Annotated in this window: 15 protein-coding genes and 1 pseudogene; 12 read left to right on the top strand and 4 right to left on the bottom strand. The window is 66.2% G+C overall.

Translation table 11 applies throughout. The annotated features are described in order from the left end of the window. Positions 1–13: 13 nt before the first annotated feature. The 4 genes from GF405_00200 to GF405_00185 all read right to left on the bottom strand — a co-directional run bounded on the left by GF405_00200 (position 14) and on the right by GF405_00185 (position 2,418). Positions 14–433 (bottom strand): response regulator, encoded by a 420-nt coding sequence (locus GF405_00200; GenBank protein MBD3366574.1) that lies wholly within the window; start codon positions 431–433, stop codon positions 14–16. A 115-nt stretch (positions 434–548) separates the two neighbouring features. After that, the gene (locus tag GF405_00195) at positions 549–935 is read right to left on the bottom strand and encodes a response regulator (protein ID MBD3366573.1); all 387 of its coding nucleotides are present in this window, start codon (positions 933–935) and stop codon (positions 549–551) included. A gap of 13 nt (positions 936–948) precedes the next feature. After that, a complete protein-coding gene (locus tag GF405_00190; GenBank protein MBD3366572.1) occupies positions 949–1,233 on the bottom strand; it encodes a hypothetical protein in 285 nt (94 codons plus the stop codon). Between the two features lie 54 nt (positions 1,234–1,287). After that, a complete protein-coding gene (locus GF405_00185; protein ID MBD3366571.1) occupies positions 1,288–2,418 on the bottom strand; it encodes a response regulator in 1,131 nt (376 codons plus the stop codon). A gap of 289 nt (positions 2,419–2,707) precedes the next feature. Between GF405_00185 and GF405_00180 the strand changes: the two genes are divergently transcribed. From GF405_00180 to GF405_00125, 12 genes and pseudogenes are all read left to right on the top strand, one after another. Further along, on the top strand, positions 2,708–3,676 hold the full coding sequence (locus GF405_00180) for an oxidoreductase (protein ID MBD3366570.1): 969 nt from the start codon (positions 2,708–2,710) through the stop codon (positions 3,674–3,676). A 61-nt stretch (positions 3,677–3,737) separates the two neighbouring features. Continuing rightward, the gene (locus GF405_00175; GenBank protein ID MBD3366569.1) at positions 3,738–5,210 is read left to right on the top strand and encodes a Ni/Fe hydrogenase subunit alpha; all 1,473 of its coding nucleotides are present in this window, start codon (positions 3,738–3,740) and stop codon (positions 5,208–5,210) included. 75 nt (positions 5,211–5,285) lie between these two features. After that, positions 5,286–5,738, top strand: coding sequence for a hydrogenase maturation protease (locus tag GF405_00170; GenBank protein MBD3366568.1), 453 nt, complete (start codon positions 5,286–5,288; stop codon positions 5,736–5,738). A gap of 19 nt (positions 5,739–5,757) precedes the next feature. Next, positions 5,758–6,534, top strand: coding sequence for a methyltransferase domain-containing protein (locus GF405_00165; protein MBD3366567.1), 777 nt, complete (start codon positions 5,758–5,760; stop codon positions 6,532–6,534). 131 nt (positions 6,535–6,665) lie between these two features. Next, positions 6,666–7,907: a M24 family metallopeptidase gene (locus GF405_00160; GenBank protein ID MBD3366566.1), complete on the top strand. Its 1,242-nt coding sequence runs from the start codon at positions 6,666–6,668 to the stop codon at positions 7,905–7,907. Continuing rightward, entirely contained in the window at positions 7,908–9,593 is a 1,686-nt protein-coding gene (locus GF405_00155) for an FAD-binding protein (protein ID MBD3366565.1), read from the top strand. A 3-nt stretch (positions 9,594–9,596) separates the two neighbouring features. Beyond that, entirely contained in the window at positions 9,597–10,679 is a 1,083-nt protein-coding gene (locus GF405_00150; GenBank protein ID MBD3366564.1) for a GNAT family N-acetyltransferase, read from the top strand. Then, entirely contained in the window at positions 10,679–12,229 is a 1,551-nt protein-coding gene (locus GF405_00145) for an oligosaccharide flippase family protein (protein ID MBD3366563.1), read from the top strand. The genes GF405_00150 and GF405_00145 overlap by 1 nt, the downstream gene beginning before the upstream one ends. A gap of 1 nt (position 12,230) precedes the next feature. Beyond that, positions 12,231–12,449: a hypothetical protein gene (locus GF405_00140; protein MBD3366562.1), complete on the top strand. Its 219-nt coding sequence runs from the start codon at positions 12,231–12,233 to the stop codon at positions 12,447–12,449. Between the two features lie 56 nt (positions 12,450–12,505). Continuing rightward, positions 12,506–13,933, top strand: a complete 1,428-nt coding sequence (locus tag GF405_00135; protein MBD3366561.1) for a sulfatase-like hydrolase/transferase — start codon at positions 12,506–12,508, stop codon at positions 13,931–13,933. 109 nt (positions 13,934–14,042) lie between these two features. Beyond that, positions 14,043–15,504, top strand: a pseudogene (locus GF405_00130) (fumarate hydratase). Between the two features lie 436 nt (positions 15,505–15,940). Further along, on the top strand, positions 15,941–19,067 hold a 3,127-nt coding region (locus tag GF405_00125; GenBank protein MBD3366560.1), incomplete at its 3' end, for a hypothetical protein.

Genomic DNA, 19,067 nt, shown 5'->3' with positions numbered 1-19,067 from the left:
CAGCCTGAGCGGGTCAGGCTGCGTCCTTCTCGTCCTCCCGGTTCCCCGACATCAGCTTCTCAAGTCGAGAGATGAGCTCGTCCGGGGGGAGCGGCTTGTCGGCGAAATCGTCGGTGTTCATCCAGTACCCGTCCTCCTCCATGGTGAAGCGGTAGCCGGTCGCCTCGCCGACGGCCGTCAGCATGAGAACGGGAATGTCGCGGTAGACAGGGTGCGTCTTGAGCTTCTTCGCGAGCTTGAAGCCGGAGTCGTGTCGCTCCATCATGAGGTCGAGGACGATGGCATCGGGTTGTCCGTACTCGACCTTCGTGAAGCCCTCCTCGGCGTTGTAGGCGGCCTCGACCTCGTAGCCCGCCGCCTCCAGCGCCGTCCGGTTCATCTTCACGAAATGCGCGTTGTCGTCGATGATGAGGATCCTCTTCTTCTCCGGCACGGAACCTCCTCCCTTTCCAGCGGGACCGCTGCGTTGGGCGGCGGACGGTTCATGAACGGGTGCCAGTCATCGCTCCGGCGCAGGCCCGGGGGTCGGGACCCGGCGCCGGGAGGAACTAGCTCAGGAGCGAGTTGATCCTGGCGAGCAGCTCCTCGGGGTCGGAGCCCTTGTTGAGGAAACCGTCGGCGTGCATGAGCTCGCGCTCGTCGTCGTCCTTCGGTTCGAAGTCGAGCCCCGTCTCCTCGCCGATGGCGGTCAACAGGATCACCGGGAGGTCGGGGTACTTCTCCTTGATGGACCTGCTGACGTTGAAGCCCGAGTCGAAGTGCTCCATCATGACGTCGAGGACGACGATGTCGGGATCGGCCTTCTCGAGCGCGTCCATGGCCTCCGCGGCGCTGTAGGCCGCATCGACCTCGAATCCGTTGTTCCTGAGGAACAGGGAGTAGAGCTTCACGAAGTCCATGTCGTCGTCGACGATGAGGACGTGTTTCCCAGCCACCGCTGCCTCCTGCCTAGTGGTTCAGCACCTTCTTCAGGATCTCCTTGAGCATCTCTTCGTTCTCGACCGGGTCCATCGTGGTCGTGACGCGCTCGCCGTCCTTGTAGTAGTGATACTGGATCTTCGTGCCGCACTTGACGTGGCAGGTGAAGAGCTGCTCGAACACCTGCTCCGCGTCGTTCACGTCAAGCGAGGCCGCCTCGAAGTAGGGGCACATCGCATACTCGCCCGGAGAGATCATCTTCCGGCACTCCGGGCAGTACACCTGGACGTGCTTGAACTTGCCCTCGCTCGGCATGCGTCCGCTCCTCTCACCTCAGGGGATCCGTGTTCGGGCGCAGCACGCGCCCGCCTAATCCTCTTCCTCCTCTTCCGCCTCGTCCTTGTGCTTGAGAGGCGGCAGCGACACGGTGAACGTCGAGCCCTCTCCCTCACGGGACTCGAGCTCGACGGTCCCGTGATGGCCCTCGACGATCTTCTTGACGATCGAGAGCCCCAGGCCCGTCCCCGCTATGTCGGCCGTCTTCGAGCTCTTCACGCGGAAGAAGTCCTCGAAGATGAATCCCTGCTCCTCCTTCGGGATGCCGATTCCGGTGTCGGCCACCGACACGAGCAGGCGGCCGTCCTCGCAGCGCGCGGAGACCGTCACGCTCCCGTTCTCCCGATTGTACTTGATGGCGTTGGTAACGAGGTTCTTGAAGACGACCTCGAGCGACTCGGGGTGGGCGCTCAGTGGGCAGCTCTCGTCGGGCTTCTCGAGCGTGAGGTCGATGTTCCTGTCCTTCGCGAACGGCATCGTGTCCTCGATGACCTTCTCGAGGATAGGGCCGATCTTCGTCTCCTCCATCCCGCCCGCGATGTCCCCGGCGTTGATGCGGGCGAGCTTGAGCCAGTCGGCGATGATGTCGAGCAGGCCGACGAGCGTACCGTGCGCGCCGTCAAGCATCTCCCGGGCCGTATCGTCGATCTTGCCCATCTTGCCGCCGACGACCAGATCGAGGTACTGCTTCGACAGGAGCAGGGGGGAGCGCAGCTCGTGCGCGACGATCGTGATGAAGTACTGCTTCATCCGCTCCTTCTCTTCGCGAAGGGCGGTCGTCTCCTGGAGCAGCCTGCGCTGCTCGAGGCCCCTGTTGACGATCAGGCGGAGCTCGTCGGGGGTGAACGGCTTCGGCAGAAAGTCGAACGCCCCGCGCTTCATCGCCTCGACGGCCGACTCGATGGTCGCGTAGCCGGTGATGACGATGACGACGGTGTTCTTGTGGGTGTTCATCACCTGCTCGAGGACCTCGTACCCGTCGAGGCCGGGCATCATGAGGTCGAGCAGCAGGACGTCCGGCTCGAGCTCGTGGGCGAGCGACAGCCCCTGGTAGCCGTCGACGCCGGCGTGGCAGTCGTAGCCGGCCTTCGTCAGAACCTGTACGCAGGAATCCCGGATCGCCTCCTCATCGTCCACAACGAGGACAGTAGGCCGCTCGCTCATGTCGCCTCCTCGGGACCGCGATCGTGGAGAGGGGATGCCTCGAGCCTGACTGAGTATCAGTGTCTAAATGCTACTATGACAACACGATGCGCTTCAACAGCAAAGCCCGGGTGATGACCCGCCCGGGGCGGTTTCACTTGCTTCGGGACCGTTCGTGATGGTATGTTCAGATTGAGACGGTCTCCTCCCCGCTTCCGGGGCGGCGGAGGAGACCGACGAGCGAAGGGCCGGACCGTCTCGGGCGGCGGCCCGGGGAAAGTCGTCGGCTCAACACGGCGGAGGGGGCAGCGTGGCGAAACCGAAGGTCGCATTCTACTGGAACGCGTCGTGCGGCGGTTGTGAGGAGGCCGTCGTCGACCTCGCCGAGGATATCCTCACGGTCGTCGACGCGGTCGAGTTCGTTCTGTGGCCGGTGGCCATGGACTTCAAACGCGAGGACGTCGAGGCGCTCGACGACGGCGAGATCGCCGTCGCCTTCCTGAACGGCTCGGTCCGCACGTCGGAGCAGGAGGACTGGGCCAGGCTTCTGAGAAGGAAGGCGGGCCTGGTCGTCGCTTTCGGATCGTGTGCGCACCTGGGCGGTATCCCCGGACTTGCGAACTTCTCGAACCGCGAGGGCGTCTTCGAGGCGTCGTACGGATACCTCCCCTCGGTCGACAACCCGGAGGGCGTCGTCCCTCAGACCGAGACGAAGGTCAAGGAGGGGACGCTCGAACTCCCGGAGATCTACGACACGGTCTACGCGCTCGATCAGGTGGTCGACGTCGACTACTATCTCCCGGGCTGTGCCCCGCCCGCCGACCTCATTCTGGACGCCGTCAACGCCATCCTCTCGGGAGAGCTCCCGCCGAAGGGCACCGTGCTGGCCCCGACCAAGTCGCTGTGCGACGAGTGCGACCGGAACGAGAGTAAGCCGGACAAGATCGAGATATCCGAGCTCAAGCGGCCGCATCAGACGATGATCGACCCGGAGAAGTGCTTCCTGGCGGAGGGCATCATCTGCATGGGCCCGGCCACGCGCGCGGGCTGCGGGGAGCGCTGCATCAACGCGAACATGCCGTGCCGCGGGTGCTTCGGACCGACCGACGAGGTCAGGGACCAGAGCGCCAAGTTCCTCTCGGCGCTTGCGTCCGTGCTCGACGTGGACGAACCCGAGGAGATGGAGCGGCTCTCAGAGTCGATCCCGGACGTGACCGGGCTCTTTGCGATGTACAGCCTCCCTGTGACGCTCCTCAAGAGGAGGAAGCTCGAGAAATAGGGCTTCGTGGGACAAGGGTGGATGAGGAATCGAGCGAGAAGAACTTGAGGGCGGAGGAACCATGAGCAAGCGAATCACGATCGATCCGATCACAAGACTCGAGGGCCACGGCAAGATAGAGATCTTCCTCGACAAGAACGGTGACGTGGCCAACGCGTACTTCCAGGTACCCGAACTCCGCGGCTTCGAGAAGTTCTCCGAGGGGCGGATGTGCGAGGAGATGCCGCGGATCACCCCGAAGATCTGCGGCGTGTGCCCGACGGCGCACCACATGGCGGCCACGAAGGCGCTCGATGCGCTCTATCACGTCACGCCGCCGCGGACGGCCATTCTCATCCGCGAGCTCATCTACAATGCGTTCATGTTCGAGGACCACGCGCTCCACTTCTACTTCCTCGGAGGCCCCGACTTCGTCGTCGGACCCGACGCGCCGAAGGCCGAGCGCAACGTCCTGGGCGTCATCGCGAAGGTCGGGCTCGAGGTCGGCGGCAGGGTCATCGAGATGCGCCGGCGCGTCAGGAACATCATCACGTCGCTGGGCGGACGCGTCATCCACCCGGTCTGCGGGCTTCCGGGCGGCGTCTCGCGGGGACTCACGGAGGAGATGAAGGAGGAGTTCACGGCGACGGCAGCCGAGGCGGTCGACTTCGGGAAGTTCTCGCTCGACCTGTTCGCGAAGGTCGTCCTCGAGAACAAGGACTACGTCGACCTGATCGCCGGCGACATCTACAAGCATAAGACCTATTACATGGGTCTCGTGGACGACGAGAACAGGGTGAACTTCTACGACGGCATGATCCGCGTCGTCGACCCCGACGGGAACGAGTTCGCGAAGTTCGCCCCGGCCGACTATCTGGACCACATCGCCGAGCATGTCGAGCCGTGGAGCTACATCAAGTTCCCGTATCTCAAGGCCGTCGGCTGGAAGGGCTTCACGGACGGGCCGGAGAGCGGCGTCTACCGCGTCGCCCCGCTCGCACGCCTCAACGCCTCCGACGGGATGGCGACCGAGACGGCGCAGGCGGCGCACGACCAGCTCTACGAGACGCTCGGCGGGAAGCCGGCGCACAACACCCTCGCGTATCACTGGGCGCGCCTCGTCGAGCTCACGCAGGCGGCCGAGCGGCTGGTCGAGCTCATGGACGACCCCGAGATCATGGGGGACGACATCCGGACGCTCCCGACCGAGAAGCCCGACGAGGGCGTCGGCGTCGTCGAGGCGCCGCGCGGCACGCTCTTCCACCACTACAAGACGGACGAGCGCGGCGTTATCACGCAGGCCAACCTCGTCGTCGCGACCGTCAACAACGCGCCCGGGATCTGCATGTCGATCGAGGGCGCCGCGAGGGGTCTCATCAAGGGCGGGAAGGTCAACGACGGCCTTCTCAACATGGTCGAGATGGCCTTCCGTGCCTACGACCCGTGCTTCGCGTGTGCGACGCACTCGCTCCCGGGCCAGATGCCGCTCGTGGTCGAGGTCAAGGGACCGGACGGAGAGGTTCTCGAGAGACTGTCGCAGTTCGTCGAGGACTAGCATCAGAGAGCTCGATCGCGGGAAAGGGCGGCACTCCGGGAGCCTCACGAGGCGCGCCGGAGTGCCGCGTTCTCTATGAAGACCGTTGTTGTTGGCGTGGGCAGTTCGGTTCTGACCGACGACGCCGTCGGGCTCTTCGTGGCGCGCTCGCTCGCCGAGCGATTCGCCTCGCGAGACGACGTCGAGGTCTTGGAGAACGAGGAAGCGGGATTCACGCTCCTCGAGGATGCCGTCGGCTACGACCGGATGGTCGTGATCGACTCCATCATGACCGGTGCGGAGCCAGGGACACTCTTCCGGTTCGCGCTCGAGGATCTCGAAGAGACGATCCACGCGGGCGCGCCGCACGGTCTGAACCTCGCGACGGTCATCGAGTTCGGGCGGCGTCAGGGGCTCGCCGTGCCCAGAGAGATCGTGATCTACGCGGTCGAGGCCGAGGACACGCTGACGCTCGGAGAGGAACTGACCCCGCGCGTCGCCTCGCGCGTCGAGCCGATCGCCGAGGAGATCGCGGCCGAGATGTTCTGAGGCATCGGAGGGAGCCGCCATGGACCTCTACAGGAATCCCCTCTACTACGACATCGCCTTCTCGTGGGAACTCGAGAGCGAGATCGCCTTCCTGAAGGAGGTCTTCGACGAGCACGTACCGTTCCCGGTGGAGCGGCTCCTCGAGCCGGCCTGCGGCAGCGGCCGCTTCCTGCGAGAGCTGCCGTCGCACGACATCGAGGCGGTCGGCTACGATATCTCTCCCGAGATGGTCTCGTTCGCCCGCGGGTCGATCGAGCGGGCGGGCCTCGCCTCCAAGGCGCAGGTCCTTCCCGGGGACATGCGGAGCGCCCGGTTCGACCCGCCGTTCGACGCTGCGCTCAACTCGATCAACAGCTTCTGCTATCTGCTGACGGACGCGGACGTCGAGGCCCATCTGGCCGCGACGGCCGACTCCCTCAGGTCCGGGGCCGTCTACGTGGTGCACTTCTCGATGGCGCTCGAGACCGATCAGCCGGGGGAGGTGAGCACCTGGGAGATGGAGCGGGACGACGTGCGCGTCGTCACGCACTGGAGCATCGAGGAGGAGGACCGCGAGGCGGGGGTCGGGACGCACCTCTGCCGTATGGAGGTCGACGACAACGGCGACCGGAGCGTGTTCGAGGACCGGCACCGCCTGAAGGTGTGGACCGACGAGGGGTTCCGCCGCATGCTTGAGTCGTCCGGCTTCACACTCGTCGGGATCCGCGGCGACGGCTACACGTACGACCGCGTCCCGCTGGAGACGCGGATCACCGGGGACATGGGAAACCACTACTTCATTCTGAAGAGACGATGACGCCCGGGCGGCGGATTGCCGGTGGCGGGCGGCCCGGGTCGTCGCTATGATGACGCGGGGCGAGCCCGGAGGACGGGCCCCCGGAGCCGGCGGCTCAGGGCCGAGCGCGCGGGACCGAAGGAGGCTGAAGCGTGAAGACCGATCTGGATCGACTGATGCAGGAACGCAGCATCGACGCCGCCGTGGTGACAGGCGTCGTCAAGGGAAACGCGACCATGTTCTACATGGTCAACGGAGCGGCCATCTCGCACGGAACGGTCATCAAGAAGCGGGGGGAGGCACCGGTTCTCGTCTGCTCGTCCATGGAGCGTGAGGAGGCCGGGGCGAGCGGGCTCGAGATCGTCGACTCGTCCAGGTATGACTACCGCAAGATCCTCAAGGAGGCGGGCGGCGACCGGCTCAAGGCGGCCGTCAGCTACCGGAAGATGATCCTGAAGGAGTTCGGCGTCTCCGGCCGGGTCGCGTTCTACGGTCTGGGAGACACCGGCAGCAACTGGGCTCTCCTCAAGGCGCTCGACGAGGCGATGCCGGACATCGAGATCGTCGGAGAGTTCGACGACGACATCTTCCTGACGGCCAGGATGACGAAGGACGAGTCGGAGGTCGAGCGGATACGCGTCGCGGGACGGAAGACCTGCGAGGTCGTTGCCGGGATCCGGGACCACATCGCGTCGCAGAAACTCGAGGGCGGGACGGTCATCAAGGACGACGGGAGTCCACTCACGATCGGCGATGTCAAGTCGCGCATCAAGGTGATGCTCGTCGAGCGGAGGATGATCGAGGAGGTCGACACGATATTCGCGATCGGTCGCGACGCCGGGATCCCGCACAGCAGGGGTCACGACGACGACGTCATCGAGGCCGGGAAGACGATCGTCTTCGACATCTTCCCCCAGGAGGAGGGCGGCGGCTACTTCTTCGATATGACGCGCACCTTCGTCGTCGGGGAGGCGTCCGACGAGATCGTCGAGCACTACCGCCAGCTGGAGGAGTGCCACGATACCGTGACGACCGCTCTCGAGGTCGGGGCTCCGGCCGGGACGTACCAGACGATGACGTGCGAGTTCTTCGAGAAGCTGGGTCACGAGACGCCGCGAACGAACCCACAGGTCACGAGCGGGTACGTGCACAGCCTGGGCCACGGCATCGGGCTGAACGTCCACGAGAAGCCGACCCTCTCCGACATGCCCGGGATGGATGACAAGCTGGTGCCGGGTTCGATCTTCACGGTCGAGCCGGGCCTCTACTACCCGGACAAGGGGTTCGGCATGCGCATAGAGGACGTCTACTACGCGCGACCGGACGGCGTGATGGAGAACCTGACGAACTTCCCGAGGGAACTCGTCATCGAGATGCAGGAGACCCGGGGGTAGATGGTGCCATCGACGAACGAGGTGCGGACGATTGCGCCGCGGGCCGGCGAGGGCGACTGCGCGCAGGTCATCGAGTCCGAGGAGCGCATCAGAGAGTCGTACGCCGACTATCTTGAGGACGAGTCGCGCTTCGGCGCGGCCTCGGTCGATCGTCTCGTGTTTCCCCGGTGCGAGGAACAGGTAGCGACCGTGCTCGCGGAGGCGCAGGACGCGGGCACCGAAGTGACGGTCTCCGCCGGGCGCACCGGCATCGTCGGGGGAGCCGTCCCGAACCGGGGGACGCTTGTCTCGCTCGTCGAGATGAATCGCGTGCGCGGCATCTCGCGCCGAGATGACGGCCGTCTCGTGCTGCGTGTCGAGCCGGGGCTGTCGATCGCGGAGCTTGCGGACATGCTGGACCGGCGCGAGCTGGGGCTTCAGCCTGAAGAGCTCTCTCCCGAGGAGCGGGGGGCGCTCGATGCCTTCACGACGGACGAGCGAGGCTTCTTCTACCCGCCGGACCCGACCGAGGACACGGCCCACATCGGCGCGACGGTCGCCACGAACGCGTCGGGCGCCAGGAGCTTCCGGTACGGGGCCACGCGGGAGCACGTGCAGTCGATGCGGGTCTGTCTCCCGGGCGGCGATGTGCTCGCCCTCGAGCGCGGAGCATGTGTCGCCGATGGCAGGACCTTCCGCATCGTCCGTTCCGGGGACGTGACCGAGGTCACGGTTCCGTCGTACGTGATGCCCGCGACCAAGAACGCGGCCGGGTACTACGCGGCCGAAGGCATGGACCTCGTCGATCTCTTCGTCGGGTCGGAGGGGACGCTCGGCATTGTGACGGAGGTCGGGCTGCTGCTGACGAGACGACCGGGCGGAACGCTCTCGGCGCTCGCCTTCTTCCCAAGCGATGGCGACGCCGTCGCGTTCGTGCGGCACGCGCGGGGTGACCTCGATGCCGGCGTCCCCGACGCCATCAGCGCTCTCGCCTACGAGTTCTTCGACTCGAGGAGCCTCGCGTTCCTCCGCTCACGCAAGGAGGAGCAGGGACAGTCCTCATCGATCCCCGAACTGCCCGAGGGGGCCGCGGCCGGGGTGCTCTTCGAGCAGGAGTTCGAGGACGAGGACGACCTGATGGCCGCGTACGAGGCGTGGGAGGAGGTCCTCTCGGCCCACGGCTCCTCGATGGAGCAGACGTGGGGCGGCATGGAGGAGGCCGACCTCGAACGGCTCAAGGCGCTCAGGCACGCCCTTCCCGAGGAGGTCAACAACACGATCGCCCGCGCCAAGGCGGAGCATCCGGAGATCCACAAGATCGGCACCGACGCGGCCGTGCCTCCCGGCGCCCTGGAGGAGGTGCTCGAGGACTACAGGGACGCCCTGGATGGGACGGGTCTCGAGCACGTCGTGTTCGGGCACATCGGCGACAACCACCTGCATCTCAACATCCTCCCGAAGGACCCCGGCGAGCTCGCCGCCGCCGAGAGGCTCGCCGTGCGCTTCGCGGCGAAGGCCGTCGAACTCGGCGGAACGGTCTCTGCCGAGCACGGCATCGGGAAGCTGAAGCACGCGTTTCTCGAGCTTCTCTACGGCGAGCAGGGGCTCTCCGAGATGGCGGGGACCAAGCTCGCGCTGGACCCCGATGGGCTTCTCAACAGGGATGTCATGTTTCCCGAGCGTCTGCTGACAGGGAGCGGCACCTGACGCATGGCGGAGTTCTCGGCCGACATCGAGCGGCGCGACGTCGTCGAGGGGTGGCGCGCCATCACCGACCGGGGCGGTTGTCCCGGCGTCTTCTCGTGCCTTCCGTGGGTGGCCGCCTGGGCCGCCGCGTTCGCAGACAGGCTCGTTCCGGAGATCGGACTGGCGGGGGACTCCGGCTCCATCCAGGGGATCCTCCCGCTCTTCAGACGGGACGACGGCCTGTTGACGACCCCAGTCAACTTCGTGTCGCACCGGGGAGAGCTGGTGTGCCTTCCCGGACGCGAACAGGAGGTCGCCGCGTCGATCCTCCGAAGCGCCCGTTCCCGTGGCGAGACGCTTCTCATGCGAGGGCTTCCCGCGGGCTCCGGCACCGACAGGGCCGTCCGGGGCGTCGCATCCCCGTCCGGCTACATCGCCGTCGAGCGCGAGGGGCGTTCCTCACCGGTGGTGGACGTCGCGGGCGACTGGGAGAGCTACTACGAAGGACGTCCCCGTAAGGTCACGCACGAGTGGGAGCGAAAGATCCGGAAGCTCGACCGTGCCGGTGAGGTGACGGTCCACGTCTACGACGGGGGCGACACCGACGAACTGGTCACGGCCTTCGCCGACCTGGAGGACGGGAGCTGGAAGGACGACACCGGGACCTCGATCCGCGGCCGTGGGATGGAGAGCTTCTACCGGGACGTGTCGAGGAGACTCGATGAGGCCGGGTGGTTCCGCCCGTGGTGGGTCGAGCTCGACGGGCGGATGATCGCCTTCCTGTACGGCGTCGAGCTCGGCGGAACCTACTACGCGCTCAAGACGTCGTACCTCAAGAGAGTGGCGAAGCTCTCGCCCGGGGTCCGCCTCTTCCGGGACGCAGTCCGCGACGTCTTCGAGAGGGGACTCGACCGGTTCGATTTCGTCGGGCAGCCGGCCCGGTGGAAGGACGAGTGGGCGAACGACCGCCTCGAGCACAGCGACCTCACGCTCTATCCCGATGACGCATCGGGGCGGGCGCGCGCCCTGGTCGAGGGACGCATCAAGCCCGCCGCCCGGGCCGTACGGGACAGCGTGTCCGGCCGCGGCGGGGACGGGAGAAGCTGATGGAACTGCGCGGCGCCGACGATGCCGGGAGGGCCGAGTACCGGGGATACCTCTCGAAGGTCTCGAAGGAGGCGGGCTTCGCCTTCTCGGGCAAGGTCTTCGGGCTCGTCTTCGGCTTCGCATCGCAGGCCGTCATCGCCAATCTCCTGGGCGCCGATCTCCTCGGCGTCTTCGTCCTCGCGTGGACGACGATCCAGGCCTTCGCCATCGTCACGACCTTCGGGTTCGAAGGCAGCCTCATTCGCTACATCTCGATGTACGTCGCCGGAGGCCGTCCGGGCGCGGCGCGTCGAACACTGCTCCTCGCGCTCCGGATCGGCGTGGGTGCGGCGGCGGCCGGCGTCGTCGCGATCATCCTGCTGAGGAGGCCGCTGGCGCTCGACTTCTTCAAGGAGCCGCGGCTCGTCGACGCGCTCGTCTGGATCTCCTTCATGCTCGTGCCGTTCACGGTCATGAAGATCCTCTCGGGTGCCATGCGGGGCCTCAAGGACGTCAAACGCGACGTGCTGGGAAGCGACATCTCGTATCGCGTCATGCGGCTCGTCGCGTTTCTCGGTTTCTATCTCGTAGGGTGGGAGCTCAAGGGCATCATCGGGGCTGCCATCGTAGCGAGCTCGTTCGCCGCGTCGGTGCTCATCGGGTACGTCAGGAGGAACCCGGCGGGACTCTTCAGAGCCGACGTCGGACGCGGGGAGGTCCCGGCCCGCGAGTTCGTAGTCTACTCGAGCGCGATGCTGGCCGACGCGGCCATGGCGTTCGGCATGCAGCGCGGTGACCGTCTCATACTCGGCTTCTATCTTCCGTCAGCGGCCGTCGGCATCTACAACGTCGCGGCGCTCATCGCGGGGCTCACGACCTTCGTGCTGCTCTCGTTCAACGCGATTTTCTCGTCCGTGATCGCGGACGTCTATCACCGCGGGCGGCAGGACCTGCTCCGGTCGCTCTTCCGCTCTGTGACGCGCTGGATCATGATCCCGACGCTCGCGATCTACGCCTGGATCCTAGCGGGCGGGGACGCGACGCTCTCGGTCTTCGGTGACGAGTTCGTCAGCGGCTATCCGGCGCTCGCGTTCCTCGCGACCGGCATGACCTTCGGAGCGAGCGCGGGGTCCGTCGGGCTCTGCCTGGCGATGACCGGCCACCAGCGCTACAATGTCTGGAACACGCTGGCGATGGCCGCACTGAGCATCGGGCTCAATATGGTGCTCGTGCCGAGAATGGGCATCGCGGGCTCGGGACTGGCGACCGGCACGGCCTTCGTCCTGGTCAACATCGCCCGGATCATCGAGGTTCGCGTTCTGCTGGGCGTCTCGCCCTACGGCAGAGCGACCTGGAAGGTGCTTGCGACGGCGGCGGTCGTCCTGGTCGTCGCCTTCCTCGTCCGCCGCTACGTCGATGTCCCGAGGAACCTCGTCGGGTCCGTGCTGACGCTCATCGGTTCCGCCGGCCTGGTCGGCGCGTTGACATGGCTCCTCGGGATCAGCGAGGAGGACAGGATGATCCTCGATGCACTGGCGGCACGTTTCGCGCGTATCCGGGGGAGGCGATAACGTGGCAACAAGGACCGTTGAGATACCTGAGGAGACCTACAGCGCTCTCGAGCAGGAGCTCGAACGGCTGGGGTTCGCCTCGGTCGACGAGCTGGTCTCGCACGCGCTCGGGCTGCTGGTCTCCGGCCGGGCCGACGAAAGTGACGACACAGAGCGCGAGCTTTCCGAGGCTGAGAAGGCCGAGATGAAGGAGCGGCTCGCCGACCTGGGGTACATGTAGCGGCCGACCTGTGCTCCGCGACGCCGCGGGGAGAAACCGCCCTTTCGGGGGGACGCGTGTCACGACCCAACATCATCCTCGTCACACTCGACACGATGCGGGCCGACAGGCTCGGTCGGATGGTCTCGGGCGGCGAGCTGACACCGAACCTCGACGGGCTCGCGGAGAAGGGTCTGACCTTCACCGGCGCCGTCGCCTCCGGGGTGCCGACCTATTTCTCCTTTCCGGTGATCTTCCGCGGAGGCGGTCCGCTCGACAACGGGAAGCGGATCGGGCTGAGGAGCGGCGGGCCGACGGTCGTCGAGCGGCTGCGGGCGTCAGGATACAGCACCGCCGCCGTCGTCTCCTCCAACCCCTACCTGTCCCGCTACTACTCGTACCATCGAGGCTTCGACATCTTCGACGATTTCTCGGCCGCGGGGAGCGGCAGGAGAACGCGGATATCGAACCTCGAGCGCGTGCTCGGCAGCGACCTCACTGCCGGGCTCCGGCGCTGCAAGGCGGCGTGGAACAACGTGCGGTCGGCCTTCCGCGACGGCAACCCGTCGCTTCACGGCGCCTCGCGTGGCGAGACGGTGACCCGACGCGCCCTCGCCCTCATCGAACAGCTGGAGCGACCGTACTTCCTCTGGCTTCACTACATGGATCTCCACGGGTACTACTACTCCGAGCCAGAGGACCGAGAGCGCGTCCTCGGCGCGCAAAGCGGCGCCGCGCGACTTGCGCTCAGGTGGGAGCGCTACCGCTACCTCGCGCGATGGACCAGGCTCATCCTCGCGTCGGAGGCGAGCGCCGGGCCGCTGAACGTGGAACACTCGAACGAGGACCGGCGCATCCTCGAGGGGTTCTACGACGCCTCGGTCGCCTACACCGACCGCTGGCTCGGGTCGCTCTTCGATGCAACGCTCGGGCGCGGCGACACGGTCGCCGTGGTCACCTCGGATCACGGCGAGGAGTTCTTCGAACACGGCCGCATCGGGCACGCCCCCTTCTCCCTGTACGAAGAGGTGGTGCGCGTGCCGCTCGTGATGGCTGGACCGGACGTCCGAACGGGCACGGTCGACGATTGGGTCTCGCACGGCTCGCTCGCCGCGACGATGCTCGGTCTGGCGGGCGTTGACGGGGGGAGCGGGCTGCTTGCCTCGACGCCGGGAGGACCCGCTGTGACCGAGTCGCTCTGGGGGTTGACGACGCCCTTCCCGCGGGAACACCTGGCGGAGTTCGACATCGTGCTGAGCGCACGTGAGAAGGAACTCAAGCTCATCTCCTGGCGGGGAACCGACCGCGAGGAGCTGTACGACCTCGCCGCCGATCCCGGCGAACAGCGCGATCTCTCGGACGACGATCGGTACGCTGGAGCTGCGCGGGTCCTGCGCGACCGCGTGGAGGCCCGGGCGGGAGAGGCCGCGGTCAGGGACGCCAGGTTCGAACTCGAGCGCAGGATGCGGGGAGTGCGCCGCGCTCTCGAGCGCCGCGGCGCCTGAGCGCCCGCTCAACGGACTTTGACACCGCCCTTCCGGCCCGGTAGAATCGTAACCGTTCGCGAACGCCCGACGTTCCGTCGGGCTTGTTCTTCGTTCAGGAGGGAGGTCCATGGACAAGGCGAAGCTGACCGAGCATTTCCTCGAGCTGATCAGGCGGGCGTCGACGACGCTTCCGCCCGACGTGCAGCGCGCCATGGAGAAGGCCGCCGAGGCCGAGGGCGAGGGGACATCGGGCGCCGCGACGCTCAGGCTGATGCTCGAGAACGCGAAGAAGGCGAGCGAAAACTCGACGCCGATCTGTCAGGATACCGGCTCGCTCCTCTTCTTCATCGAGTACGGCCCCGATTTCACGGCGTGCGAGATCGAGGAGGCCGCCCGCGAGGCGGCAAAGCAGGCGACGGAACTCTACTATCTCAGACCGAACGCCGTCGATCCCGTCACCGGCAAGAACTCCGGCACCAACGTCGGCATCGAGGCTCCTCACATCGAGTTCACACATAGGGACGAGGCAGGGATGCGTGTGAGGCTCCTCCTGAAGGGCGGCGGTTCCGAGAACGTCGGCGCCCAGTACAAGCTGCCGGACGGCTCGCTGGGAGCCGGACGCGACATGGAGGGCGTCAGGCGCTGCGTCATCGACGCCGTGTACAACGCACAGGGCAAGGGGTGCGCACCGGGCGCCATCGGCGTCTGCATCGGCGGCGACCGCTGCACCTCGTTCTGCTGGTCCAAGAAGCAGTTCCTGAGGGATCTCGACGACACGAACCCGGATCCGCAGCTGGCCGAACTCGAGGAGCAGCTCACGAAGGAACTCAACGAACTCGGCGTCGGTCCGATGGGACTGGGCGGCAAGACGACGGTGCTCGGGGTCAAGACCTGCAAGCTGCACAGGGCGCCGGCATGCTACTTCGTCTCCGTCAGCTATGTGTGCTGGGCCTATCGCAAGGCCGCGATGACCATCTCGGGGGAGGAGGTCACCTATGGCGACTAAGATCACGCTCCCGGTCTCCGAGGAGGACATCCGCACGCTCAAGGCCGGGGACGAGGTGTCGATCACGGGCGTGATGATCACTGCCCGGGATGCGGCGCACAAGTACCTGGTCGATACGGACGGTCCCGAGGTGAAGGAGATCCTCGAGAACAGCATGATCTACCACTGCGGCCCCGTCGTGAAGCAGAACGACGAGGGGAGGTGGGAGTTCGTGGCCGCCGGACCGACGACCAGCATCCGCGACGAACCCTACGAGGCCGACGTCATCGAGAAGTACAATGTGCGCGGCGTCATCGGGAAGGGCGGCATGGGCGAGAGGACGCAGGAAGCGTGCGAGAAGTTCGGATGCGTCTATCTTACGGCCATCGGTGGATTGGCGACGATCCTGGCGCAGTCGGTCGTCGAGGTGACGGATGTTCACAAGCTCGATGAGTTCGGGGCGCCCGAGGCCATGTGGGTCATCAGGGTCGAGGATTTCCCGGCCATCGTGACGATGGACGCGCACGGCCGGTCGCTGCACGACGAGATCGAGAGGGAGTCGCGCGGCAACTACGAGAGGCTGGTCGGGAAGAAGCAGGATTGAATGAACACTCAGCGGGCGCGGGCACGGGGTGGCGGTGGACGATAAGAGGCTCGCAGAACGTACAACAGGGCCGCATCACGGGGCAATGAGCCCCTGATGCGGCCCTTTGTCCAGGCCGTTCGGGGGCGCCACGTTCGGGTTCCATGACGGGCCGACGGGGTACCCTCCCGAGCGAGTTCAGGCCGCGCGAAGCGCGGCCGATGTCTGAGCGAAGAGGGTTCCCCGAGGACCGAACAGGGCGAAGATTCGGGCGCCCCCGGACGGCCTGATGAGTCCCGCGTCAGGGTGTTCTTGTGAGCCAGGTGGCCATGTGGTATAATCTGTGTAAAGACAATGAGTTGCCGGTTCCCGTACATGGCGGGATGTTATAGAGACGGGTGACGTGAGTTCCCCCGTTCGACGGGGGGATTTGCCTTTCCCACGAGAGGAGGAACGGATGAGATCCGTGCGAACACTCGTTTTCCTCGCCCTTGTCGTTCTCATCGCGGCGCCGCTCACGGCGTCGGCGCGGTGGGTCGACCTGGGCACGGCCGGCCCCATGGCGGAGCCCGAGGTCGAGCTTCTCGCCTCGGATGCCTCGGGTATCAGGCTGTCCGTCGACCTTCCCGGCTTCGTCAGTGAGACCGTCGCGACCGACCGCGGCGTCTTCGCGGAGCTGACGCTTCCGGGCCACTATTCAACGATCCGCGCTGGTTCGCCGGAGCTTCCGGTGATCCGTGAGTACATCGAGATCCCCTGGGGCGCGACGCCCCGCCTGAGCATCGTCCGCGTGGAGTATGCGGAGACGACGCTCGAGGCCCTGGGGATCGACGCTCCGATCATCCCGGTCCAGCCCTCCGTCAGGAAGGTCCCGGGAGCGCGTGAGGCGGCGGCCTTCCAGTACGACGAAGCCGTCTACGCCGCCGATGCCTTCACACCGGACGTCCCCGCGTCGCTCGGCGAGACGGGCACGATCCGCGCTCACAGCTTCGTCGAGCTCGAGATCTTCCCCGTCCAGTACAATACCGCGACCGGTGCTGTGCGGTACCTCACGGACATCGAGGTCGCGGTCGACTTCGAGGGCGGCGACTGGGCCGAGACCGGCCGCAGGCTCGAGCGCTACGCTTCTCCCGACTTCGACGTCTTCGCGCAGAAGCACTTCGTGAACGCCGACCAGTTCCGGACGCGCGCGCTGACGCTTCCGATCGGCTACATCATCGTCGTCTACGACGACTACTACGAGGAGATCCAGAGTCTCGCCGGTCTCAGACACCGTCTCGGTTACGAGACGACGGTCGTGAAGACCTCCGAGATCCCGGGCGGCGCGACGAAGGAGAACATCCAGGCATACATCCTGGACGCCTACACGAACTGGGACACGCCTCCCACGTTCGTCCTGCTCGTCGGCGACACGGGCCAGATCCCGGCGTGGACGGGCTCGTCCTCGAGCTCGGCCAGCAACCTCTACTACGGCTGCATGGACGCCGGCGACGACTGGCTTCCCGACATCTACGTCGGCCGCTTCTCCTGCGACACGGAGGCCGAGGTCACGCTCCTGACCGAGAAGACGACCGACTACACGCGCTTCGCGCTCTCGAGCGGGGCCGACTGGATCAAGGAGGCCACGTTCATGGCCTCGACCGATAACCACACGGTCTCCGAGGGCACGCACAACTACGTGATCGACACGTGGCTCACGCCGGACGGCTACACGTCCAACAAGCGCTACTACTACTCCGGAGCCACGACGCAGCAGGTCATCGACGACGTCAACGGCGGCATCTCTATGCTGACCTACTCCGGGCACGGCTCGGTGAACTCGTGGGCCGACGGTCCGCCGATGGACGCCACCGACGTCAACGGCCTGACGAACGCCGAGATGCTTCCGATGGTCCAGTCGTACTCGTGTCTCACGGGCTCGTTCGACAGCAGCTGCTTCGGCGAGACCTGGACACTCGCGCCCTACGGGGGCGTGCTCTTCCTCGGCGCCTCGACCTACTCCTACTGGGACGAGGACGACATCATGGAACGGGCCGTCTACGACGCGTGGTTCGGCAACGACTACACCTGGGCCCGCGGCATGTTCAACGAGGGCCTCTGGGCCGTCTACGAGGCCTACTCGGGCGGCGGCAGGACCCGCTACTACTACGAGGCCTACACGGTCTTCGGCGACCCGGCTCTCGATCCGTGGACCGACCCGCCGCAGGATCTCTACGCCTCGTACGACGACGCCTTCCCGATCGGCGGCGACACGTTCTCGATCGACGTGACCGACGCAAGCCGCGCCGCCGTCGAGAACGCGCTGGTCTGTCTCTACATGGACGGTCAGCTCTACGAGACGCAGTACACGGACGCCACCGGCCATGCCGACATCACCATCTCGACGCCGCCCACGGATGTCGGCGCGATGGACGTGTGGGTCGGGAAGCACAACTACAAGCCCTACTCGGGTTCGGCGAACGTCATCGTCCCGGTGACCTACACGATCGACCCGCCGACAGTGCCGATCAACACGGCGACCGATGTCACGGTGACGGTGCTCGACTCGCTGTCGAACCCGGTGGAGAACTGCTACATCGAGATCGACGGCTGGGGCGTCTCCCCGATCTCCGGCACGACCGGACCGTCGGGCGATGTGGTGCTCAGTGTGAACGCACCGTACGGCGAGGACCTGACGATCTACGGACAGGAGTCGGGCGAGAGCTACCACGCGTTCGACGACGTGATCCCGGTGACGGGCGGCACGACGTTCGGTTCCGCCGACGTCGATGCTTCGGTTCCGTCCATCGGCCTGACCGGCATGCTGGCACCGCACTACGAGGGTACGATCACCGGCACGTCGAGCGAGACGGGCTTCGACCTCTACGCCGCGGGCTGCGGTGTGGACGCGTCGACGAGCTCGGGCGGTTCGACGACGGTCGATCTGCTGGTGACACCGACGTCGACGGGGACGATCTCGACGGCCGTGGCGAAGAGCGGCTTCGACATCTACCTTGAGGACGTGACGGTGCAGGTGGTGTACGGTCAGCTGTCCGGCACGGTGAACGGCGCGGTCCGCGATCCGATCGCGGGTGCTGCGATCAAGGGCTACGCAGCGGGCGCCGACACGGCGACGGCTGAGCCTGTGTTCGAGACGGTGAGCGCGGGCGACGGGACGTACACCGTGGACGGCGACCTCGAGGTCGACTACTACGACGTGTACGTATCGAAGTTCGGCTACCTGACGCTGGTCGAGGAGGTGTTCGTCCAGTACGGCGCGAACGTGGTGGACTTCTATCTGGACAGCGCGCCTTCCGGCATCGTGTCGGGCACGGTGACGCAGCTCGGGACGGGACTGCCGCTCGAGGCGACGATCAAGGTGTACCGCGCCGACACGGGGGAGCTCTACACGCAGGTGACGTCCGACACGCTCGCGGGCGGCGCGTACAGCGTTGAGCTTCCGTACTTCAACTACTCGATGTTCGTGCGCTCGTACCACCACATCCCCGAGACGCGGGGCATCACGGTGGACGGCGCGACGCAGACACAGGACTTCGTGCTCGAGGAGACGCTGGCCAACATCCTGGTCATCGACGACCTCGCGG

The organism is Candidatus Effluviviaceae Genus V sp., assembly GCA_014728125.1.
Classification (GTDB): domain Bacteria; phylum Joyebacterota; class Joyebacteria; order Joyebacterales; family Joyebacteraceae; genus WJMD01.
The sequence above is the reverse complement of the archived record's forward strand: the minus strand, read 5'-3'. Positions and strand labels throughout refer to the sequence as shown.